This is a genomic window from Pseudomonas sp. NPDC089752 (assembly GCF_044748725.1).
Taxonomy (GTDB): Bacteria; Pseudomonadota; Gammaproteobacteria; order Pseudomonadales; family Pseudomonadaceae; genus Aquipseudomonas.
The window spans coordinates 64,146-86,293 of sequence record NZ_JBIVGP010000009.1; the positions used below are offsets into that span (position 1 = coordinate 64,146).

Annotated in this window: 18 protein-coding genes; 3 read left to right on the forward strand and 15 right to left on the reverse strand. The window is 63.8% G+C overall.

Annotation, left to right across the window (positions count from 1 at the left end; genetic code table 11):
- Nucleotides 1-46: 46 nt before the first annotated feature.
- The 5 genes from ACIPZF_RS16730 to ACIPZF_RS16750 form a co-directional block, all read right to left on the reverse strand.
- A complete protein-coding gene (locus ACIPZF_RS16730; RefSeq protein ID WP_400801351.1) occupies nucleotides 47-1,342 on the reverse strand; it encodes an HDOD domain-containing protein in 1,296 nt (431 codons plus the stop codon).
- 138 nt (nucleotides 1,343-1,480) lie between these two features.
- A complete protein-coding gene (gene gabT, locus ACIPZF_RS16735) occupies nucleotides 1,481-2,758 on the reverse strand; it encodes a 4-aminobutyrate--2-oxoglutarate transaminase (RefSeq protein WP_400801353.1) in 1,278 nt (425 codons plus the stop codon).
- Between the two features lie 182 nt (nucleotides 2,759-2,940).
- Complete coding sequence (gabD, locus tag ACIPZF_RS16740; RefSeq protein ID WP_400801355.1) at nucleotides 2,941-4,383, reverse strand: NADP-dependent succinate-semialdehyde dehydrogenase; 1,443 nt, start codon at nucleotides 4,381-4,383, stop codon at nucleotides 2,941-2,943.
- A 304-nt stretch (nucleotides 4,384-4,687) separates the two neighbouring features.
- Nucleotides 4,688-6,364 (reverse strand): aryl-sulfate sulfotransferase, encoded by a 1,677-nt coding sequence (locus ACIPZF_RS16745; protein WP_400801357.1) that lies wholly within the window; start codon nucleotides 6,362-6,364, stop codon nucleotides 4,688-4,690.
- Nucleotides 6,365-6,381: 17 nt separating this feature from the next.
- Entirely contained in the window at nucleotides 6,382-8,718 is a 2,337-nt protein-coding gene (locus ACIPZF_RS16750) for a TonB-dependent receptor (RefSeq protein ID WP_400801359.1), read from the reverse strand.
- Nucleotides 8,719-8,910: 192 nt separating this feature from the next.
- On the opposite strand from ACIPZF_RS16750, the gene ACIPZF_RS16755 reads away from it, so the two are divergent.
- Entirely contained in the window at nucleotides 8,911-9,825 is a 915-nt protein-coding gene (locus tag ACIPZF_RS16755; protein WP_400801361.1) for a LysR family transcriptional regulator, read from the forward strand.
- A 125-nt stretch (nucleotides 9,826-9,950) separates the two neighbouring features.
- Here the strand turns inward: ACIPZF_RS16755 and ACIPZF_RS16760 are convergent, their stop codons facing one another.
- Entirely contained in the window at nucleotides 9,951-10,856 is a 906-nt protein-coding gene (locus ACIPZF_RS16760; RefSeq protein WP_400801362.1) for a TauD/TfdA dioxygenase family protein, read from the reverse strand.
- A 37-nt stretch (nucleotides 10,857-10,893) separates the two neighbouring features.
- Nucleotides 10,894-11,937, reverse strand: a complete 1,044-nt coding sequence (locus ACIPZF_RS16765) for an ABC transporter substrate-binding protein (protein ID WP_400801364.1) — start codon at nucleotides 11,935-11,937, stop codon at nucleotides 10,894-10,896.
- A 297-nt stretch (nucleotides 11,938-12,234) separates the two neighbouring features.
- Between ACIPZF_RS16765 and ACIPZF_RS16770 the strand changes: the two genes are divergently transcribed.
- Nucleotides 12,235-13,827 carry an ABC transporter permease gene (locus ACIPZF_RS16770; protein WP_400801366.1) on the forward strand — a complete coding sequence of 531 codons (1,593 nt, stop codon included), beginning with the start codon at nucleotides 12,235-12,237 and terminating at the stop codon, nucleotides 13,825-13,827.
- Nucleotides 13,824-14,684, forward strand: a complete 861-nt coding sequence (locus tag ACIPZF_RS16775; protein ID WP_400801368.1) for an ABC transporter ATP-binding protein — start codon at nucleotides 13,824-13,826, stop codon at nucleotides 14,682-14,684. The genes ACIPZF_RS16770 and ACIPZF_RS16775 overlap by 4 nt, the downstream gene beginning before the upstream one ends.
- A 33-nt stretch (nucleotides 14,685-14,717) precedes the next feature.
- On the opposite strand, the gene ACIPZF_RS16780 is transcribed toward ACIPZF_RS16775, so the two are convergent.
- The 8 genes from ACIPZF_RS16780 to ACIPZF_RS16815 all read right to left on the reverse strand — a co-directional run bounded on the left by ACIPZF_RS16780 (nucleotide 14,718) and on the right by ACIPZF_RS16815 (nucleotide 22,053).
- Nucleotides 14,718-15,041 carry a DUF971 domain-containing protein gene (locus tag ACIPZF_RS16780; protein WP_400801369.1) on the reverse strand — a complete coding sequence of 108 codons (324 nt, stop codon included), beginning with the start codon at nucleotides 15,039-15,041 and terminating at the stop codon, nucleotides 14,718-14,720.
- On the reverse strand, nucleotides 15,041-16,006 hold the full coding sequence (locus ACIPZF_RS16785; protein ID WP_400801371.1) for a HEAT repeat domain-containing protein: 966 nt from the start codon (nucleotides 16,004-16,006) through the stop codon (nucleotides 15,041-15,043). The genes ACIPZF_RS16780 and ACIPZF_RS16785 overlap by 1 nt, the downstream gene beginning before the upstream one ends.
- Nucleotides 16,003-16,860: an ABC transporter ATP-binding protein gene (locus ACIPZF_RS16790; protein ID WP_400801373.1), complete on the reverse strand. Its 858-nt coding sequence runs from the start codon at nucleotides 16,858-16,860 to the stop codon at nucleotides 16,003-16,005. The genes ACIPZF_RS16785 and ACIPZF_RS16790 overlap by 4 nt, the downstream gene beginning before the upstream one ends.
- Nucleotides 16,860-17,636, reverse strand: a complete 777-nt coding sequence (locus tag ACIPZF_RS16795) for an ABC transporter permease (protein WP_400801375.1) — start codon at nucleotides 17,634-17,636, stop codon at nucleotides 16,860-16,862. Before ACIPZF_RS16795 ends, ACIPZF_RS16790 begins: the two co-directional genes overlap by 1 nt.
- A 15-nt stretch (nucleotides 17,637-17,651) precedes the next feature.
- On the reverse strand, nucleotides 17,652-19,058 hold the full coding sequence (locus tag ACIPZF_RS16800) for an ABC transporter substrate-binding protein (RefSeq protein WP_400801377.1): 1,407 nt from the start codon (nucleotides 19,056-19,058) through the stop codon (nucleotides 17,652-17,654).
- Between the two features lie 119 nt (nucleotides 19,059-19,177).
- Nucleotides 19,178-19,423, reverse strand: coding sequence for a ferredoxin family protein (locus ACIPZF_RS16805; RefSeq protein WP_008096634.1), 246 nt, complete (start codon nucleotides 19,421-19,423; stop codon nucleotides 19,178-19,180).
- A 159-nt stretch (nucleotides 19,424-19,582) separates the two neighbouring features.
- Nucleotides 19,583-21,307: a fumarate reductase/succinate dehydrogenase flavoprotein subunit gene (locus ACIPZF_RS16810; RefSeq protein WP_400801379.1), complete on the reverse strand. Its 1,725-nt coding sequence runs from the start codon at nucleotides 21,305-21,307 to the stop codon at nucleotides 19,583-19,585.
- Nucleotides 21,304-22,053 (reverse strand): GntR family transcriptional regulator, encoded by a 750-nt coding sequence (locus ACIPZF_RS16815; RefSeq protein ID WP_400801381.1) that lies wholly within the window; start codon nucleotides 22,051-22,053, stop codon nucleotides 21,304-21,306. Before ACIPZF_RS16815 ends, ACIPZF_RS16810 begins: the two co-directional genes overlap by 4 nt.
- Nucleotides 22,054-22,148 lie beyond the last annotated feature (95 nt).

The following is a 22,148-nucleotide window of genomic DNA, read 5'->3' on the forward strand; positions in this document are numbered from 1 at the left end:
CACTGCAGTGCTCTCTTCGCGGGGCAAGCCCGCTCCCACAAGGTTCCTATGAGGAGGCTTCTGACTCCGCAACCGGCGGCTCTTCATCCCTGATCTCAATGACCTCAGCCTTGGCCTCCTCCTGCGGCTTAACCTCAGGATTCTCCACCTTGCGCAACCGGCTCAGCTCCGGCAGCCCTACCTTGAGCAAGCGCGCGGTCTTGTTGTCGGCGACTTTTTCCAACCCCTGATCCGCCGGCAATCGCGCCAGTTGCCCAGCCAGGTTCATCGCCAGAATCTCCCGCGAATAGACCCCGCCACCCAATTGGTAGATCGCCGCAATCAGCTCCCGCAGGCTAAGCGGCAAGCGCCAGCGAGTGCGTAGCGCCGAGCCGAAAGCCGCGCCAAATTCTTTGAGCGACGTCTGCACCTGCCCTTCATCCAACTCACCACCGGCCAGCCGCCATTCCTGCAGGCAACGCAGCACTGCCAGGTCGCCCAGGCAGTGCAGCAGCCCGGCGCAATAACAACGTTCTTCATCCAGTTCGAGCTTGCGCGCCAGTGACCGCGCGTATTCGGCGGTATGCAGTGAGAGGTTCCAGAAATGCGCCGCATGCTGTGCCAGCAAAGGGTCGGTCAGGCGTGCGCTGCGCTTGAGGGTGAGCCCTAGGATCAGGTTCATGCTCTGCGTGCTGCCCAACTTGTTCAGCGCCTGCAGCAATGTCTGCACCGGCGCGTCACGATGCAAAGCCGCGCTGTTTGCGGCAGCGATCAACACAGCCGTCACCTGCGGGTCGTTGCGCACCTCTTCTTCGAGCACCTTGAGGTTCAACCCCTGGGGATTGAGCGCACGTTTGATCGCTACCTGTACATCGGCGAACAACGGCCCGCCATCGGCAGTGGCGCGGCGCTGCTCAAGGAAAGCGGGCAAGCTGGCACCTGGCTGCAGCGGCGGTACCGGGCAGGCGATCTGCTCGCCCACAGCCAGCAGCAGCTCTTCCAGGCGCTTGCGCAGGTTTTCCAGATTCAGCGGCTTGCTCAGGTAAGCCGTGGGGTGCAGTGGCAGTGCCTCGCGCACGCTGGCGCTGTCACTGCGATTGCTCATGAGGATGAACGGCAACCCAGGCCCCTTGGCGCGCACCTTGCGCAGCAGGTCAAGGCCATCGACGCCGGTCAGCTCGCGGGCGGCGATGATCAGGTCGGGCTTGCTGGCCAACGCAGAGAGCGCCTCCGAGCCATCGGCGCACACTTGCAGCCGGGCATCGCAGCGCACGCTGAGCAGCATCTCACGCAGCATGTCGCGTACCCAGGGGTCACCTTCGGCAATCAGTATGCTAGGTGGGGTGGGGTCTGCAGCGTTCATGGCCAACTCCTGAATATCCCTGACACGCAAATCCGTTGCAGCTTCCAAGGCAAGTCCTGCAACAACCATAGCGCCACAGGCCTTTGTTGGGCACAAAAAAAACCCGCCTAGGCGGGTTTTTTTATGAAGCGCGTCACATCAACCGAGTTCAGCGAAGCACTCTTCGATGATGGCCAGGCCTTTGTCCAGCAGTGCGTCTTCGGCGGTCAGCGGAACCAGGATACGCAGGACGTTGCCGTAGGTGCCGCAGGACAGCAGGATCAGACCCTTGTCGCGTGCCTTGGCTACTACTTGAGCAACGGCGGCGGCGTTCGGGGTGTGGGTGCCTTTTTCGAAGACTTCCACAGCGATCATCGAGCCCAGACCACGGACGTCGCCGATGATCGGGTGCTTTTCCTGGATCTGACGCAGGCCAGCGGTCAGGCGCTCACCAACAGCTTTGCTGCGGTCCAGCAGTTTCTCTTCCTCGAACACCTGGATGACGGCCAGTGCCGCAGCGCAGGCGATCGGCGAACCGGCGTAGGTGCCGCCCAGGCCGCCTGGGGCGATGGCGTCCATGTACTCGGCCTTGCCGCACACGCCGGCCAGCGGGAAACCGCCAGCGATGGACTTGGCGAAGGTGGTCAGGTCAGGCGCGACGCCCATCTGCTCCATGGCGAAGAAGGTGCCGGTACGGCCAGCGCCGGTCTGCACTTCGTCGGCGATCAGCAGGATACCGTGCTTGTCGCACAGCTCGCGCAGGCGCTTCATCAGCTCTTTCGGCGCTGGCAGGAAGCCGCCTTCGCCTTGTACTGGCTCGAGGATGATCGCGGCGATGTCGCGCGGCTCGGCGTCGTTCTTGAAGATGCGCTCGACCGAGGCAATGGCGTCGTCAACGCTGACACCGTGCAGCTCGCTCGGGAACAGGGCGCGGAAGATGCCGCCTGGCATCAGGCCCATGCCAGCGGAGTACGGCACGACCTTGCCGGTCAGGCCCAGGGTCATCATGGTACGGCCGTGGTAGCCGCCGGTGAAGGCGATCACGCCAGCGCGGCCAGTGGCGGCACGGGCGATCTTCACGGCGTTTTCAACGGCTTCGGAGCCGGAGGTGACCAGCAGGGTCTTCTTCTCGAAGTCGCCTGGGACCAGCTTGTTGATTTTTTCGCACAGCTCTACGTAGGGTTCGTAGGCCAACACCTGGAAGCAGGTGTGGCTGACTTTGGTCAGCTGCTCTTGCACGGCTGCAACCACTTTCGGGTGCAGGTGGCCGGTGTTCAATACTGCGATGCCGCCGGCGAAGTCGATCAGTTCGCGGCCTTCAACGTCGATCACGGTCGAGTTCTTCGCGCTTTCAACGAAGATCGGGTGGATCTGGCCAACGCCACGTGGGACGGCGGCGATACGACGTTGCATCAAGGATTCGTTGGTCTTGCTCATAATGCCCTCATTTGCACCGATCAGCGGCGCTTTTATTCGGGGGTGGCTGGGGAGTGCTCGCGAACAGTATTCGTTGATCGACTGCCGTGAACGCCCTGGCCACCAGGTATTGCTATGTCAAAAAGGCCAGCGAGACGTCGCTCTCGCGCCCCGCTGGCAGAGGTAAAACCTTTACCGTGCGATCAAACGCTGATGCACAGGTATTTGATTTCGAGGTAGTCCTCGATACCGTATTTGGAACCTTCACGGCCCAGGCCCGAGGCCTTGATGCCGCCGAACGGCGCGACTTCGTTGGAGATCAGGCCGGTGTTGATACCCACCATGCCGTATTCCAGCGCCTCGGCGACACGGAACACACGGCTCATGTCACGGGCGTAGAAGTACGAGGCCAGGCCGAACTCGGTGTCGTTGGACATGGCGATGACTTCGGCTTCGTCTTTGAAGCGGAACAGCGGCGCCAGTGGGCCGAAGGTCTCTTCTTTGGCGACAGCGGCAGTCTTCGGCACGTCGACCAGGATGGTCGGCTCGAAGAAGTTGCCTTCGATGATCTTGCCACCGGAGAGCACCTTGGCGCCTTTGGAGACGGCGTCTTCGATGTGTTCCTGAACCTTGGCGACAGCTTTGCCGTCGATCAGCGGGCCAGTGGTGGTGCCATCTTCCAGGCCGTTACCGATCTTCAGCTTGGCCACTGCGGCGGCCAGCTTCTCGGCGAACGCGTCGTAGACGCCGTCCTGCACGTAGATACGGTTGGCGCAGACGCAGGTCTGGCCGTTGTTGCGGTACTTGGAGATGATCGCGCCTTCGACCGCCTTGTCCAGGTCGGCATCGTCGAACACGATGAACGGGGCGTTGCCACCCAGCTCCAGGGAAACTTTCTTGATGTCCTTGGCGCATTCTTCCATCAGCTGGCGACCGATTTCGGTCGAGCCGGTGAAGGACAGCTTGCGTACCAGGGAGTTGCCGGTCAGCTCGCCGCCGACTTCGCCAGCGCTGCCGGTGACGACGCTCAGCACGCCAGCCGGGATGCCGGCACGGGTAGCCAGCTCGACCAGGGCCAGGGCGGAGTACGGGGTTTGCGAAGCGGGCTTGAGCACCATGGTGCAGCCAGCGGCCAGGGCCGGGCCGGCTTTACGGGTGATCATCGCGGCCGGGAAGTTCCACGGGGTGATGGCCGCGGTAACGCCGATTGGCTGCTTGATGACGATCAGGCGCTTGTCTGGCTGGTGGCCTGGGATGGTGTCGCCGTACACGCGCTTGGCTTCTTCGGCGAACCACTCGATGAACGAGGCGGCGTAGGCGATTTCGCCCTTGGCTTCGGCCAGTGGCTTGCCTTGCTCGGTGGTCATCAGGCGAGCCAGGTCGTCCTGGTTCTCGATCATCAGTTCGAACCAGCGACGCAGCTTGTTCGAGCGCTCTTTGGCGGTCAGTGCACGCCAGGCCGGCAGGGCCTTGTCGGCGGCTTCGATGGCGCGGCGGGTTTCCGCGGTGCCCATCTTCGGCACGGTACCGATGACTTCACCAGTGGCCGGGTTGGTCACATTGATGGTCTGGCCGCTGTCCGCATCCAGCCACTCACCGTTGATGAAGGCTTGCTGGCGGAACAACTGAGCGTCTTTGAGCTGCATGTCGGCTTCCCGAATTGTTGATTGTTGAAAAGCGCCCAAGGCAGGGCATCGAGCGTTTGAAATCTCAAACGAATGCTAAGCGGCTGCTGGGGTGTAGGACAATAGGCTGTTCGAAAAAAAGAACGAATGGTTGAACAGGCCGGCAGAATTTAAGGATTTTGCACAATGACAACTGGCCTCTTCGCGGGCAAGCCCGCTCCCACAGGTACCCCACAGCCTTCAGAAGGTGCAGGATTCAGTGGGAGCGGGCTTGCCCGCGAAGAGGCCGGTACAGGTTAGACGAATGAGTTGAAAAAAGTGTGAATCAGAATGCCTTGGCCAGATCGATCACCAAGGCTCGATAGCCAACGGAACCCGGCTGTCGGCTATGCACCTTCAATTCCACCAACACCTCCTGCGTCCCCCGCCGAACCTCATTCAACACAGTGGTCGTGAGCTTCTCAGGCGTCAGGAAATTCACCGATGCCGAATAGATGAACTGGGTATCGGTCTCCGGCCGATAAGCCACCACCGACGTCACCGGGCTATACCACTCGTCGCCACGCTCCTTGCCGTACTCCCAGACCTGCTCGACCGTACCCTTGGCCTCGTCGATTTTGTACTCCACGGCACGGCTGTAATTGCCACTCAACTTGGTCGGAGCAAAGTCACGCCCCCAGCCATTGTCGAACACAGTCAGTGTGCCTTTACCGGTCAGCCAGGCGGTGTGCTGAGTCCACGACCAATCAAAGCCCTCACCCGCAACCGGCTTGAGCACTTTGTCCTGCAGCCGCTGCGGCCAGCCCTGTGGCGAGGCGAGAATCCACTTCACCACCTTGTCACGGCCAATCTTGGCCACACCTTGATGGCGCGCTGAAACGATAATGCTGTCGTCATCGGCATCGTAGTCGATGGCATTGACGTGCGCCCAGTTACGCCCGGTGCCGACACCTGGGGTATCACCGAACGGCAGGTCGCCTTCGGCCAGCTCGTTGGCCAGGCGCTCATCCTGTTTCTGTACGCCCGGCGGTAGCTGGATGGCGGCCTTGCCGAGGGTTTCCAGCAAGTCGCCGCGATACGGGTCGAGAATCTGATTCAGGTCCCAGAAGTCCAGCACGTCGCCAGCTTCGTTGACCTCGATGATGTGGTCACGGATCGAGCGCACACGCTTGCCATCCGGGCGGCGGTAGTCGCTGGTACCCACGCGCAGCAGGTAGGTGCCATTGCTCGTTTCGCGGATCTCGTGGGAAAAGTCGGCGAACTTGTCCGGCAGGCTGCGCTGCCAGATGCGCCGGCCCAGCAGGTCGTACTTGGAGTAAGTCTGGCCCTGGCCCCAGATCAACTTGCCGTCGCGGGTCTGCTGGAAGCCCATGGTGCCGCCCAGGCCGTCGCGGCGGTTGGAATCGTGGATCTGCTCGATATCCAGGTACCAGCGCACGTCGCCGTTGCTATCGGATATCCAGTTGTTGCCGACCTGGTCCCACTCTGCCGCGCCGCCCAGGCCGTTCCACTTGAAGGCACGCGCACCCGGGATATCACCCTGCAGGTGGTTGAAGAGGTACAGGCGGTTTTCGAAGCCCGCCGCAACCTTGATCGGCTCGACTTCCGGCAACGCGGCAGTCTGTTTCGCCACCACCGGCAGACGCACGGCCGGCGCGTAGATATGGTAGCGCTCGCGAATGCGCTCGCCGTCCAGCTTGTAGGTCACTTCCACCTGGTTGACGTAGTCCGGATACAGCCCGAACACCGGGATGCCGCCGTAGGTCCACAGCGAGCGGTCGGACACGTCGTAGTTGATATCCACCCCGCGCTCGCCGCGGCCCAGCACGCGCACGTGGGCCGCACTCAAAGTACGCCCGCCGTCACGGATGATCGCGGTCAGCGGTGCCAGGCGGTACGGGTTGACCACCACATCACCGAGCAGCGCTTCATCACGCTCGGGGACCTTGGCAGTCAGGCAGGCGCCTTCAGGCAGTGCAGGGGTTTCGGTCTTGGCATTCATGGCAAAGCTCCTTGTGCTCAGAAGTCGTAACGGGCGGTGGCGCCGAAGGTGCGCGGGGTACCGAGCACGCCGGCATAACCACCGTTGGCGGAGTTCCACAGGCTGGTGAAATAGGTCTTGTCGCCGGCGTTTTTCACCCACAGCGACAGGTCGACCACGCCGTCGCCCTGGTCCAGGCGCACGCCGGCGGAGAGGTTGACCAGCGCGTAGCTGGGGATCTGGCCGTAATCGGAATCGTCGATGGTGCCGACCGCTTTCGAGCGGAAGGCGTAGCTGGCAGTGACGTAAGGCTCGACGTGCTCGGTGGCCTGCCACTTGTACTGGGTGTTGAGGTTGGCGATGTACTTGGAGGCGCCGACCACCTGGTGGCCGGACAAATCGCAAGTGGCGGTGGCATTGGCCAGGCTCACCTCAGGCGGGCATGGCGCATCGTCGTATTCGGTGTAGCGCACATCGTTCCATGAGCCGTTGAAGTTGACCGTCAGGCCGCGAATCGGCAGTGCCGTGGCTTCGAACTCCAGGCCCCGCGAGCGCACCTGGCCGGCGTTGGCCAGGTACTGTACGCGGTTGATCTGGTCGTAGACGTTGGCCTGGTAGCCATGCACTTCGGCCCAGAACAGGTTGGCGTTGAGCTGCAGGCGGTCGTCGAACAGGGTGCTCTTGAGGCCGACTTCGGCGTTGTTGACCCGCTCGGTGCCAACCAGCAGCGAGTCGGTGCCAAGCCGTGGCGCCGCGCCGACGGTGAGGTTGATGCCGCCGGACTTTTCGCCGTGGGTCAGAGTGGCATAGCCCAGCAACTGCTCGTTGAAGCGGTAGCTCAGGCCGAGCAGGCCGGAAGGGCTGAAGCTGTACTGGTTGAGGTCGCCGGAATCGTAGGCGCCCACCCTGCCCTGGCGTGCCGCTGCCGCCGCTCCAGTCACCGCCGCGCCGCCGCTTGGCGCATCGCGGGTTACCCAGGCGCTCTTCTCTTCATAGGTGCCGCGGATACCGGCGGTGAAGTCGAGGCGGTCGGTGACGTGCCAGGTGCCCTGGGCAAACAGCGCATAGCTGTCGGTATCGATGTGGCCGTCGCCGATCGTGTTGACGTTGTTCAGGGCACCGGCCGGGGTGAGGTTCCAGACGTCCGCCTGCGGGCCATAGTAAGTGAAGGAAGTGTTGTCCAAGTCCTGTTTGAAGTAGTACGCGCCGAGCACGTAGTCGAAGGCGCCTCCGGTGGGCGATGCCAGGCGGATCTCCTGCGAGTACTGCTTGTCGCGCACTGACACACCAGCGCTGTAGAACACCGGCACGTCGAGGCCATCGTCGTTGCGCGGGGTGAAATCCCACCAGCGGTAGGCGGTGATCGACGTCAGGGTGAAGTCGTTGGGCAGGGTCCAGTTGGCCTCCACCGAGGTACCGCCCTGGAACACCGTCACCTGCTGGTCGGCGTCGAAGTTGACCTTGCGGTCCTTGCCCGACACCAGCGTGGCGCCGGCTTGGGCGGCCAGGCTCTCGTAGCGGTTGATGCCATTGATGGTCGGCCCGGTGCTGTACAGGCTGAGAATGCCGTTGCTGGAGTCCTCTTCGTTGTACTCGCCGATCCAGCGCAGGTTGAAGGTTTCGCTCGGCTGGAACAGCAACTGGGTGCGAAAGCCCTGGCGCTTGCCGCCGTTGAGGTCATCGCCGTTGTGGATGTTCTTCACATAGCCGTCGTCTTCAGTGCGGTAGGCGCTGATGCGTCCGGCCAGGGTCTCGCTGATCGGCCCGGAGAAACTGCCCTGGGTCTGCAGGTAGCCGTCTTCGCCGATGGATTGCTGAATGCTGCCCTCGCGGTGGAAGGTCGGCTTGCGCGTGGTGATGTTCAGCACCCCGGCCGTGGTGTTCTTGCCGAACAGCGTGCCCTGCGGGCCACGCAGCACTTCCAGTTGCTCGACATCGAGCAGGTCGAACACCGCCATGCCGGGGCGGCCGAGGTAGACGTTGTCGAGGTAGATACCGACGCTGCCTTCCAGGCCATCGCTGGCCGGGTTGTTGCCCAGGCCACGGATCGAGATGCTCGACTGGCGGGCATGCACATAGGCCACGTTGGTGCTGGGCACCAGTTGCTGCAGGTCCTGCACACGATAGATGCGCTGGGTTTCCAGGGTTTCGCTGTTCAGCACGCTGATCGGCGTGGGCACGCTTTGCGCGGTTTCCTCGCGGCGGCGGGCATTGACAGTGACGGTGCCGAGCTTGGCTTCCTGTTCCACGGCAGGCGCGGTGCTGGTCGGTTCTTCGGCATAACTGCCATTGGCAGCGGCCAGCAGCACGCCGGCAGCCAAGGGTTGCAAGGTGAAACGCGACGCGCGTGCAGGCCAACGGGAAAGTCGGGTCATGCAAATGCTCCTTGAGGCATTGGCCCTGGCGAGCATTTCCGTTAGCGGAACCGAATCGCGGTCAGGTGGGCTTATATTCTTTTAAGAGATATAAATATGTGTAATTCATATTTTGTGGAATAAGTAACACCCTTTATAAGGGGGCTCACCCTCTTCATCAATTGCATTCGACCGAAGATTTTCATGTAGAAAATGCATATCGACCTCCGTCAGCTTCGCCACTTCATCGCTCTTGTCGAACACCGCAGTTTTGTCGCTGCTGCGGCGGCGGTGAACCTGTCGCAATCGGCGTTCAGCCGCAGCATCCAGACCCTGGAGCACAACATCGGCTGCCGCCTGGTCGACCGCGCCAGCAAAGAGCTGGCCCCCACCCGCCAGGGCCTTCTGGTGCTGGAGCATTCGCGGCGGCTGGTGCACGGCGCGCATAACCTGGTCAACGAAATCCACCAGTTCAACGGCGCCACCACCGGCGTGGTGCGCTTCGGCTCCGGCCCGGCCCCCGCGGGCGGCCTGGTGCCTCGGGCGGTGGCGCGCTTCGTCGCCGAATACCCGGCGGCGCGCACCTGTTTTCAGGTAGATAACTGGCAAGCGCTGAACCGCAAGCTGATGGCCGAGGAAATCGAATTCTTCGTCGCCGACACCCGCCAGTTCGAGTCCGACCCGGACTACCGCGTGCATAAGCTGGCACCGCAGCGCTGGCATTTCTGCTGCCGCGCCGGGCACCCACTGACCGAGCGCGACCAGGTGAATGCCCGGGATGTTTTCGATTACCCACTGGCGACCACCTTCCGCCCGCCGAACATCCGCAAGATCCTCAGCGACCTCAGCGGAAGACAGGATTTTCTGCCGACGGTGGAATGCGAGCACGGCTATGCGCTGCTCAACGTGGTGCTGCACTCGGACACCATCGGCATCGCCTGCAGTGCCAATCTGCGGCCGTATCAGTCGGGGCAGGGGTTGGTGGCGCTGCAGCTGGCGCACCTGGCGGCGGAGCAGGAAGAATCGTTCTATACCCGCTATGGGGTGGTGAGCCGGGTGGGGTACGGGTTGTCGCCGTTGGCGCAGGGGATGGTCAGGCAGTTGATTGCTTGTGATGCCGAGACCTGAGATTTCAAACACGGATCTGGAAGCTGATCACCGAACCTGTGGGAGCGGGCTTGCCCGCGAATGCGTTGGGGAATTCACCATCGTATTCGCGGGCAAGCCCGCTCCCACAAGGTCCTCTGCTGGCCTTAGCCCTTGCGGGTAGTCCGGCTCAGCTGGCCATCCACACCCACCGGCACCTCACCCGCCAACGTCACCCGGCGCACCACCCGTGGCTGAGTACCGTAGTCATCCACCGCATAATGCTGCGTCGCGCGGTTATCCCAGATCGCCACATCCCCCGCCTCCCAGCGCCAGCGCACGGTGTTCTCCAGGCGCGTCACATGCCCTTGCAGCACCGCGAACAGGTGCTGCGAATCGGCCAGCGAGTAGCCCTTGATGCGCTTGACGAAATGCCCCAGCTGCAACGCCCGCTCACCGCTGACCGGGTGCACCCGCACCACCGGGTGCTCGGTTTCGTACACCGTCGAGGTGAACACCTTGCGGTAACGTTCGAGTTTGGCCGCGTCGACATCCGGCTTGATGCTGGCGTAGTCGTATTCGTTGCTGTGCACCGCCCACAGTTTGTCGGCCAGTTCACGCAGCGGTTCGGGCAGTTCCTGGTACGCCGCCGCCGTGTTGGCCCACACGGTATCGCCACCGGAAGCCGGGGCGACCACGCTGCGCAGGATCGAGGCCTTGGGGTAGGCATCGACGAAAGTCACGTCGGTGTGCCACGAGTTGGCCCGCTGGCCTTCGGCGCCATCGAGCTGCAGCAGATAGCTGGTGCCGTCGACCACCGGTACGGTGGGGTGGGCGACCGGCTCGCCGAGCAGCTTGGCGAAGCCTTCCTGGCTTTGGTCATCCAGGTGGGACTGGCCACGGAAGAAGATCACCTTGTGCTGCACCAGGGCAGCCTGGATAGCTTCGATCGTCGCGGCATCCAGATCGGGGGACAATTTCACCCCGCGAATCTCAGCGCCGATGCGGCCTGCGACAGGGTGGATATCGAGTTCGAGGGCTTGCGGTGCGGTGGCCAGTGCTGCGTTGCTCATGGTCATGGTCCTTGCGGTGATTGTCGGGGGTTGAGATTCAGCGGGCGGCTTGTACGGCGTGTTCCTGCTTCAGGGCGGCGTCGAGAAAACGCGGCTCGATCCAGTCAGCAACCTGGAAGCCTTTGCGGATCAGGCGCTCGCGCGCGGCCAGGTCGACGCCTTGCTGCAACTGGGCGAGGAAGTCGGCGTCCAGGCGCGGGTCGAAGTAGTGGGCGAGGTCTTCTTTGGCCAGGTCGTCGCTGAGGATGCTGCGCGGCCAGCTGGCGTTGTTCGCCACCAGGTCGACGAAGGCATCGCGGTTGTGCTCGTCGCGCAGCCAGCTAGTAGCGCGCTCCTGAGCGTTGACCAATCGCTGCACCAGCTCGGGGTACTGGCGGATGAATTCACCGGTTCCCAGAAGCACCGCCTGGGTGCTGCCGGCGCCTTTCAGATCACGCGAGTTGACCGGCAACTCGACCAGGCCGCGCTCACGCAGCGACAGCAGGTTGGACAGGCCCCAGGTGGCGTCTATCTGCTTGGCGGCCAGCGCGGCGTTGGCGGCGTTGAAATCCAGGTTGATCACTTTCAGGTCGCGCTCGGACAGCCCTTGGCTGGCCAATGCGCTGGCGAACGACAGCTGGTTGGCGGTGCCACGGAACACCGCCACGCGCTTGCCCCTGAGGTCGTGCAGGGTCTTGATGCCAGAGCCCGGCACCACGCCCAGGTAGCTTTTCACCCCACGCACGCCGGCAGACAGCACCCGGGTGTCGAGGCCATTGGCCTTGCCGACGATTGCCGCCAGGTCACCGAGGTAGGCGAAGTCGGCCTGGCCGTTGGCCAGCGCTTCGTTGACCACGGGGCCGGCGCCCTTGAAGAAATGCCAGTCGATGCGGATGCCGTCTTTGGCGAACTCCTTTTCCAGCAATTGCTGATCGCGCAGCACATCGACCACGCCGCCGGCACTGTGCTTGCTGCCGGCGCTGAGGTCGGGTACAGCGATACGGATGCTCTCGGGCTTGGCCGATTCGGCAGCCTGGGCGCTGAGGGCGAAGAAACCGACCAGCCCGAGGGCGGTAATCAGGTGACGCAGCGGGGTGTTCATGGCAAGGCTCCTTGGCAGGCTGCCACCGGCGATGGCCGGCGCTTTGGCCAGAAGCTAGGCAGGTCTGGTTAGAACCTACAAAGATCAAAACTTCATTTTTTAGTAACCAAAAGACATAAATCACACGCTGCGCGGCTCGCCGGGCGGGTTGCGGAATACGCATGGAAAATATGAGGAAAACGCAACGGCGGGAGGCTTCCGCATGAGGGGCGCGCATGCTCTTATCTCTTGAAAGCCACAGATGAGAATTTTTAATTCCATAAGTGCATAACCTGGAAACACTTTGAGGGACGGCCGATGAATGGAGTACTGAGCAGGGATCGGGGGGGGCCGCTGCGCGGCCCATTCGCGGCGCAAGGCCGCTCCCACAAGGGCCGCGTTGCCCTCCTGCCTTGGCTGTTGCCGGTGCTGATTGTGCTGCTTTGGATTGTGGCCAGTCGGCAGCACTGGATGAGCGAGCAGATTCTGCCGGCGCCTTCGCTGGTGTGGCAGAGCGCGCTGGAGTTTGGCACCGGCGAGCTTTGGGGACACTTGTGGATAAGTCTGCAACGGCTGTTCTGGGGATTGCTGGCCGGGATCGCCAGCGGCTTGCTGCTGGGGACCTGGCTGGGGACTTCGCGCACTGCGCAAACCTTGGTGCTGCCAACCTTCGTGGCACTTGCACAGATCCCCACCCTCGCCTGGATTCCGCTGTTCATGCTGTTTTTCGGCATCGGTGAGCTGCTCAAGCTGGTGGTGCTGGTCAAAGCCGTGGTGGTGCCGGTCACCCTGCATACCTTGGTCGGTGTCCGCGATGCCCAGCCCAAGCTGCGTGAAGCCGCTGCGGCTTTGCGCCTGCCGCGTCACCTGCTGTTCCTGCGCCTGTTGCTGCCGGCGGCCCTGCCCGCGTTCCTCACCGGCGTGCGCCTGGCCCTGGCCACCGGCTGGACTTCGTTGCTGGCCGTGGAGCTGCTGGCCTCGAGTGAGGGCATCGGTTACCTGATGGTATGGGGCCGGCAGCTGTTCATGCTCGACCTGGTGCTGCTGTGCATCCTGGTCATCGGCCTGGTTGGCGCGCTGATGGAACGCGGCTTTTCGCTGTTGGAAAAACGCCTGGTGTACTGGCCACAACCGGCTACCGGCGAACAGCAGCGCGGCCCCGTGCCCAAGGGCTGGCAGAGCCTGTTGCTGCCAGCAGCACTGTTGGCGCTGTGGCAGGCCAGCAGCAGCCTTGGCTGGGTCGACCAGAACATTCTGACCTCGCCTTTGGGCGTGGTGCACACGCTGTTCGCCGGACTGGCCGACGGCTCGCTGCCGCAGGCCATGCTGCTGAGCCTGCAACGCACCCTCACCGGCCTTGTGCTCGGTGGGGGCGCGGGGCTGCTGACCGGCCTGCTGCTGGGCCTGTCTCACTCCGCCGAACGCGTAGTGGGCCCCAGCCTCTCGGCCTTGCGCCAGGTAGCGCTGTTCGCCTGGGTGCCGCTGCTGACCGCCTGGTTCGGCCTTGGCGAAGGTGCCAAGAACGTGTTCGTTGCCTTGGCGGCCTTCTTTCCGCTGCTGATTGCCACCCAACGCGGCATTGCCAGCCTCTCGCCGCAACTGGGCGAAGCCGCCCGCACCCTGCGCCTGAACCTGTGGCAGCGCCTGCGCCTGCTGGTGCTGCCCGGCGCGGCTCCGGCGATTTTCGCCGGCCTGCGCCTATCGCTGATCTATGCCTGGCTGGGCACCATCGGCGCGGAATACTTCATGCCATCGGACGGCGGCATCGCCAGCCTGATGATCGGCGCGCAGCAGCTGTTTCGCATGGACCAGGTCATGGCCGCCATGCTGCTGATCGGCCTGGTCGGCGCCCTGCTCGGCACCCTCGGACAACGCCTCGAATCGCGCGCCACGCGCTGGAGAACCGCATGAACGCTTTCAACACATCGCACCTGCTGGCAGCCAACCAACCCGACACCACGCCCGCGCTGGTCAGCTTCGAAGGCGTGGGCAAGGTCTTCAGCGTCGATGGCCAGCCCCTCGAAGCCATCCGCAACTTCAACCTGGCGATCAACGAGGGTGAGTTCATCGCCATCGTCGGTGCCTCCGGTTGCGGCAAGTCCACCCTGCTGCGCCTGCTGGTCGGGCTGGACACCGACTACAGCGGCAGTATCCGCATCGATGGCCAGGCCGTAAGCGGCATCGGTGGCGAGCGTGGCATCGTGTTCCAGGAGCATCGCCTGTTCCCGTGGCTGACGGTGGAACAGAACATTGCGCTGGGCCTGGTCAATGAGCAGCTGACGCAAGGTGAACGCGCCCGTCGCGTGCATGAGTTCGTGCTGCTGGTGGGGCTGGTTGGCTTCGAGTCGGCTTACCCCCACCAACTGTCCGGTGGCATGGCCCAGCGCGTTGCTATTGCCCGTGGGCTGGTGGCGAGCCCGCGCATTCTGCTGCTGGACGAGCCGTTCGGCGCGCTGGATGCATTGACCCGCCAGCAATTGCAAGACGAACTGCTGGCGATCCGCGAACGGGCGGGCATCACAACCTTGCTGGTGACCCACGATGCCGAGGAAGCGACGTACCTGGCGGATCGGGTAGTGGTGCTGGAGCCGCGGCCAGGAAGGATCAAGGCGGTGGTCGAGATCGACCTGCCGCACCCAAGGCTGCGCACGGGAGTGGCGTTGCATGGGTTGCGTGAAAAAGTGTTGCATCAGATCACCGGGGATGGCGGCTATCAGCCGCCGGTTCGGCGTGTCGAAGGTTTGCGGCCGGAGCTGATTGCCCTGTGACCCTATTCGCGGGCAAGCCCGCTCCCACAGGGTTCAGCGTGATCCCTGTGGGAGCGGGCTTGCCCGCGAAGAGTCCTCACTGGCCATCAAGGCCCCGAGGTATGTCCAGGGATAAATCCCCCGCTCATGCCCGTCGCTGAACACCAACTGCACGCCGTAACCCTGCGACTCGATCCGTTCGATGCGTACATCAGCGTCCACTACCGCAATAGCGCCCAGCGCCCGCGCCGCCCGGCATTGTGAACATGGGCAGGCACCGCGCAGGCGGGCATGGCTGATGCTGTGCTCGCCATCCTCCCATTGCAGCACCAGCTGCCCTGCCCCACGCAGGTTGCGGATTGCCCCCGGCGCATTCATCACGCCACCCCGCGCAATTGCGCCAGGGCAATGCGCACCGCCTTGCGCACCTCAGGGTCGCTGTCTACCTCGGCAGCCTGCAGCACCGGCAACGCACGCGCCTGGCCCAGTTCACCCAAAGCCAGTGCCGCTTCCTTGCGCAGGTTGGCAATGCCATGCCCGAGCAGTTCGCCGAGCGCGTCGAGTGCTGGGGCATAGCGCAGGCGCCCCAACGCGCGCGCCGCACGCAGACGTACCTGCCAGAAACCGTCGGCCAAGGCTTCCACCAGCGCCGGGCCGGCCTGTCCCTGGCCTACTTTACCCAGGGTAGTCGCGGCTTCTTCGCGCACTTGCCAAGCGTCATCCTTCAACGCCGATACCAGTGCAGGCAGCACCGCATTGTCACGCGCAAGACCCAGTGCGCCGATGGCAGCGCGGCGCACTTCAGTATCCGGCTCGGCCTGCGCCAGCCTTGCCAATGCCGGCAATGCCGGTTGGTGCTTGAGCCAGCCAAGTATGCCCACCGCCTCGCGGCGCACGGCCGCATCGTCATCCGCCAGTGCCAGCAGCGCCGGTGCGGCGGCATCTTCCAGGCGCAGCTCGCGCAACGCTCGCAGGGCGCTGGCGCGCACGAACGCATCGGCGTGCTTGACCCAGGGCAGGATCAACTGCCCGGTTTCGAGGCTCTTGAGTTCGCTCAGGCTCTGCGCGGCGGCCAGGCGCACCGGCTCGGCGGTGTCGGCCAACGCTGCGCACAGCGCTTGCACCACCTCGGGTTCTTCCCAGGCTTCGAGCAGCCGCGCGGCCTCACTGCGGACTTCGTCGGCCGTGTCCACCAGCAGTGCATCGGTCAGCCACGGCAAGCCATCCGGGTCCTCCAAGTCCGCCAGCTCGATCAGGGCGATGCGGCGCACGCCCGGGTCGGCGGCTTCGAGACGCGGCAGCAGAGCAAGGATATCGGGGTTGTCGGTTTTTCGTTCAGTCATAGCGCGATCCGTAGCGGAGGGTGGTCAGTGTCCGGCAGCCCCAGTGGTGTCAGGCGCGGCAGTTCGCGGCCTTCCTCGTGGCGCAGCAAGGCCAGGCAGTGACGCTTGAGATGGGTGAAAGCCGGGCTGGTCAGCAAGCTGGCGCGGCGCGGGCGGGGGAAGTCCAGGCGCAGGTCCTCGATGAAGCGCCCGGGGCGCGGGCTCATCACCAGAATGCGGTCAGCCAGGAACAAGGCTTCATCGATGTCGTGGGTGACGAACACCACGGTGGTGCGGATGCGTGCCCAGATATCCAGCAGCAGCTCCTGCATCCGCGCGCGGGTTTGTGCATCGAGGGCGCCGAAGGGTTCGTCCATCAGTAGCAGGCGCGGGTGGTTGATCAGCACTCGGGCGATCTCGGCGCGCTGCTGCATGCCGCCGGACAGCTGGCTCGGCCAGCGCCCGGCGAAGTCGGCGAGGCCAACCAACTGCAGCATTTCACGCGCCTGGCGCTGCCGCTCGGCCTTGCCCAAGCCTTGCATCTTCAGGCCAAAGGCGACGTTGTCGAGCACGCGGCGCCATGGCAGCAAGGTGTGATGCTGGAACACCATGCCGCGCTGCGGCGATGGGCCGTGAATGGCCTGGCCGTCCACGGTCAGTTGACCCGTGCTGGGGACCAGATGCCCGGCCAGGGCGCCGAGCAAGGTCGACTTGCCACAGCCGGAAGGCCCGAGGATGCATACGAACTCACCAGGGGCGACGGCAAAGTCCAGGCGCTGCACCGCCTCGAACGCATCGGCGCCCTGCCCCAGGCGTATCGACAGGCCACGCCCTTCGATTCGCCCAGGCTCCGGGGTCTGTTGATAACTCGTCATCAGGCAGCCCTCCGCGTGCGGTACCACGGAGTGGCCAATGCGCCGAGGTGCTTGACCAGGGCGCTGCTGCCCATGCCCAGCACGCCAATCAGCAACATGCCGACGATGATGTCCGGGTAGTTCTGCAAGGTGTACGACTCCCAGGTGTAATAGCCGATGCCGAACTGCCCAGAGATCATCTCGGCGGTGACCAGGCAGAACCAGGAAGTGCCCATGCCGATGGCAAGGCCGGTGACGATGCTCGGCAGCGCGCCGGGCATCACCACCTCACGCAGGATCGCCCAGCGCCCCGCCCCCAGGCTGCGTGCCGAGGCGATCAGGCGCGGGTCGACCGCCTCCACGCCGTGCACGGTGTTGAGCAGGATCGGGAACAGCGCGCCGGTGAAGGTGATGAACACCATCGACAGCTCCGACGAGGGGAACATCAGGATTGCCAACGGGATCCAGGCCACCGCCGGGATCGGCCGCAGCACCTCAAGTGGCGGCATAAGGGTGTCTTCGGCCCATTTCGAACGGCCGATCAGCAGCCCCAGGGCCACGCCGAACAATGCCGCGACGCCATAACCGGCAAACACCCGCGACAGGCTGCTGCCCAGATGCGCGAGCAAGGTACTGGAAGAGAGCAACTGCCAGGCCGCCTCCAAGACCGCTCTGGGCGTCGGTACGTAGGTGAAGGTGAACAGGCCAAAGTCGAGCTTGGCAGCGGCAGCCACCTGCCAGAACAGCAGGCAGGCGAGCAACGATGCCAGGCGCACGGACCAGCGTTTGCGAGTCATGACGATGCCTCCCGGTCAGCGCTGGGCGACCAGCTTCTGGTTGGCGCTGACGAAGTCCAGCGCTTCACCGCCATGGGCCTTGGCGTACTGCTCGGCCTGGTCCTTGAGCAGGAAAGCGGCCAGTTCGCCCTTGCCGTTGCGCACGAACCAGGCCTGGTTGGCCAGCAACTTGATGCCGCTGTCGGCAGCCTGGGCGTAGATGGCGCGGATGTCCTTGCCCTCTTGCTCCAGCTGAGCCAAGGCACCGAGCGCGGCCTCGGGTGATGCGTAATGGCGCACCTTGTCTTCACCGCGCACCCAGATCTGCGCCAGGCGGCTGAAATCGGTGATCGGTTTGCCGGTCAGCGCATCCACGGCCTTGAGCGGCAGCGGGTCATAATTCTTCAGCGCCTTGTCGTAATCCACACCCGCCTGTTTGAAGGCGGCGCGGATGTACTGGTCATCGATGAACTGGCGGGTATCGAGCCCGCGGTCAGTCTTTTTCAGCAGCTTGAGGGTGTCGATGGAGGTGGCGACGGCCTGGCGATACTCAGGCTTCCAGGTCAGGTCGCGGGTCTGCAGGCCCAGTGGGCCGTGGAACAGGTAATTGACCTCGGCTTCGATGCCGGTGACCTTCTCGATCAGCTCGCTGTACTTCTCCGGCTCGGCGGCGATCAGGCGGTCGGCCTCAAGGCTTGCACGCAGGTAGGCGGTGACCACTTCGGGGTATTTGCTCGCGTACTCGGCATCCACCAACGCGCCGTGGAAGGTTGGCGCGTTGGCCTGGGCGCCATCGTAGATCTTGCGGGCGAAGCCCCGGTTGGGGAACAGCTCGGCGAATGGGACGAAGTCGGCGTGCGCCTCGATGCGGTTGCTGCGCAAGGCGGAGCCTGCAATCTCGGGGGCCTGGGCGATGATCCTCACGTCTTTCTGCGGGTCCCAGCCTTGCGCGGCGACAGCGCGCAGCAGCATGCCGTGGGCCGTGGAGGCGAACGGCACGGAGATGGTCTTGCCCTTGAGTTCGCTCAGCGACTGCACGGCGGAAGTGGCGGGTACGACGATGCCGTTGCCGCTGCCCTGCACGCTGCCCGACAGCACACTGATGAACAGGCTGCGCTTGCCGGCATCCAGGTGGGCGACGCCGTTGAACGAGCCAGGGAAGTCGGCCATGGCGCCGAAGTCGAGCTTGCCGGCGACCATCTCGTTGGTCAGCGGCGCGCCGCTGGTGAAGTTCTTCCATTCGATCTGGTACTGCGCATCCTTGTACTTGCCGTCATGCGGCAGGTACTTCTCCAGCAGGCCCAGCTCACGGATCAGCAGCCCACCTGTGGCGCAGTTGATGGTGGTGTCCTGGGTGCCGATGGCGATACGAATGGTTTCGGCGCTGGCGTTCAGGCCAGTGATTGCCAGCACGAGGCCGGCCACGGTTGCTACAAGGCGCATGGGTGTTCCCCTCGAATCGTTATAGGTATTGAGGTCGTCTCCGCCACCGGGCTTGGGTGGTGGGAAACGAGGGGCATTGCAGGTGGGCGTCCGGTGGTTGGCCGGATGGCAGGCGTGGTTCAGCGCAGCAGGTACGGGATGTCGACCTTCACCGCACCGGTGGGGCAATCCTTCTCGCAGGGCATGCAGTACCAGCACTCGTCGAAGGCCATGTAGGCCTTCTGCGTGGCCGGGTTGATGGCCAGCAAGTCCATGGGGCAGACCTCGACGCACACCGTGCAGCCTTTTTCGGCGATGCACTTGTCTTCGTCGATGGTCACCGGGGCGCTGCTGCGGAAGAAGATTTCTTGCGGCTGGTAGGCCATTTCACGGTTTCCTCGGGCCTTCATAGGCGCACTTTATCTAGAAGCTTGCACAATGCCCTGTGGGAGCGGGCTTGCCCCGCGAAGAAAACACCACGGTGTATGGCACCGGCTGCGCCGGTGTTCGCGGGGCAAGCCCGCTCCCACAGGGTTTGATGTTGCCTATGCTGCATCCGCCTTTACCCGCAGGCGGTCGTAGGCGGTCTGCTCCTCGGCATCCAGGGCGATCAGGTAGGGTTCGACGGCTTTCTTGAAGCTGGTCATCGCTCCGTTTTCGCCCTTCTTCAGGTGGCAATGGCAGAACCAGTCGCCATCGTTGCGCTCGGGGAAGTCGACCCGGTGGTGGTACAGGCCCCAGCGGCTTTCTTCGCGGAACAGCGACGCGCGAGCGGCCATTTCGGCGCAGTCGCGGATCACCGTTACCTCCATCGCGCGCATCAGCTCGTGAGGGTTGTTGGCCTTCATCTGCGCAAGGTCGCGCTCGATTTCGGCGAAACGCGTCAGGCCGATCTCCATCTTCTTGGTCACCTTGGGCGGTTGCAGGTAGTCGTTGACCATGCGCCGCAGCTTGTACTCGACCTGCGCTGGCGGCAGGCCGTGCTCACGGTGCAACGGCGCGAATACACGCTCACGTTCGCGCTCGACCTGAGCGACATCGACCTCGGCCAGCTCGCGCCCGGCCACGTAGTGCGCCGCGTTCACACCGGCGAACCAGCCGTAGGCGAAGGCGCCGAGCATGTAGTTGTGCGGCACTGCAGCCATGTCCCCTGCGGCATACAGGCCTTTGACGCTGGTCTCGGCCTTCTCGTTGACCCAAACCCCCGAGGCCGAATGCCCGGAGCAGAAACCGATCTCGGAAATGTGCATCTCGACCATGTGCTGGCGGTAGTCGGTGCCGCGTCCGGCATGGAACTGGCCACGGCTGGGGCGCTCGTTGCTGTGCAGAATCTCTTCGATGTTCTGGATGGTTTCCTCGGCCAGGTGGTCGAGCTTGAGGAATACCGGCCCATTGCCGCCTTCGAGTTCCTGGTGGAACTCCCACATCATCTGCCCACTCCAGTAGTCGCACTCGATGAAGCGCTCGCCCTTGCTGTTGGCGGTATACCCGCCGAGCGGGCCGGTCACGTAGGCGCAGGCCGGGCCGTTGTAATCCTTGATCAGCGGGTTGATCTGGAAGCACTCCAGGTTGGCCAGCTCGGCACCCGCGTGGTAGGCCATGGCATAGCCATCGCCAGCGTTGGTCGGGTTTTCATAGGTGCCCATCAGGTAGCCCGACGACGGCAGGCCGAGGCGCCCGGCGGCACCGCAGGCGAGGATCACGGCCTTGGCGCGGACCACGCGGAACTCGCCGCTACGGCAATCGAAACCCAGCACACCGGCCGCCGCCCCTTCACCATCGAGCAGCACGCGGGTGCAGACCATGCGGTTGCTGATCTCGACCCGGGCGCGCTTGAGCTGGCGGTAGAGCACCTTCTTGATGTCATGGCCTTCGGGCATGGGCAACACGTAGGCGCCCATGTGATGGACCTTCTTCACCGCGTAGTCGCCGGTCTCGTCCTTTTCGAACTTCACGCCCCAGCGGTCGAGCTGTTCGAGGGTTTCGAAACTGTGCGTGGCGTAGGCATACACGGCGGCCTGATTGACGATGCCATCGTTGGCTACGGTGATTTCCTTGGTGTACTGCTCGGGCGTGGCGTGGCCGGGGATGATTGCGTTGTTCAGGCCGTCCATGCCCATGCTGATGGCGCCGCTGCGCTTGACGTTGGCCTTGTCCAGCAGCAGCACGCGCAGGCTTTTGTCCTGCTCCTTGGCCTTGATCGCCGCCATCGGCCCGGCGGTGCCGCCGCCGATGACGATGATGTCGTAGTCCTGAGTCTCGATGCTCATGCCTTGCCCCCCTTCTGGCGGTCGATGCGCAGGCGGTACTGGAAGGCATCGCCGCGGTAATAGAGGTGTTCGAAGTCCAGCGGCGTGCCGTCAGCGGCATGGGTGAGGCGCTCGATGCGCATGATCGGCGAGCCCTCCTCCACATCCAGCGCCTGGGTCAGGTCGCTGTCGGCCAGCACCGCGTCGATGGCCAGGTCGGCATGGCCGAGGGCGATACCGCAGTCGTTTTCCAGCAACAGGAAGATGTCGCGGGTGACCAGGTCGGCCTTTTCCAGCTTTTCGCCGACGGCCTTGGGCAACCAGGTGATTTCCAGCGACACCGGCTCACGGTTGATCAGGCGCACCCGACGGATCTCGGTGACCAGGCTGCCCTCCTCGACCTGCAGCCGCGCCGCCACCAGCGCATTGGCCGGTACATGGCGCAAGCTGCGCAGGCGGTTGAGCACTTCGTAGCCCATCTGCGTCATCGACTCGGCCAGGCCCTGCAGCGTGCTGACGTTCTGGAACGCCTTGGGCTTGGCGACGAAGGTGCCCTTGCCATGAATCTTGAAGATCAGCCCTTCCTTCTGCAGGTCGCCCAAGGCCTGGCGCACGGTGATGCGGCTGACGTCGAACGCCTTGCCCAGTTCGCTTTCAGAAGGCATGCGGCTGTGTGGTGCGTAGGCACCGTCGAGGATGCGTTCGCGCAGCAGTTCCTTGAGCTGGGTATAGAGCGGTACCGGGGACAGGGGGAGGAGTTCGGCCATGGGTCTCTTCGCTGAGTGGGGACTTGTTATAACAAGTTGTGACCAGATAATAGCGGGCATAAGAACTGGCGTGTAAATACCTTTATTGCATATGG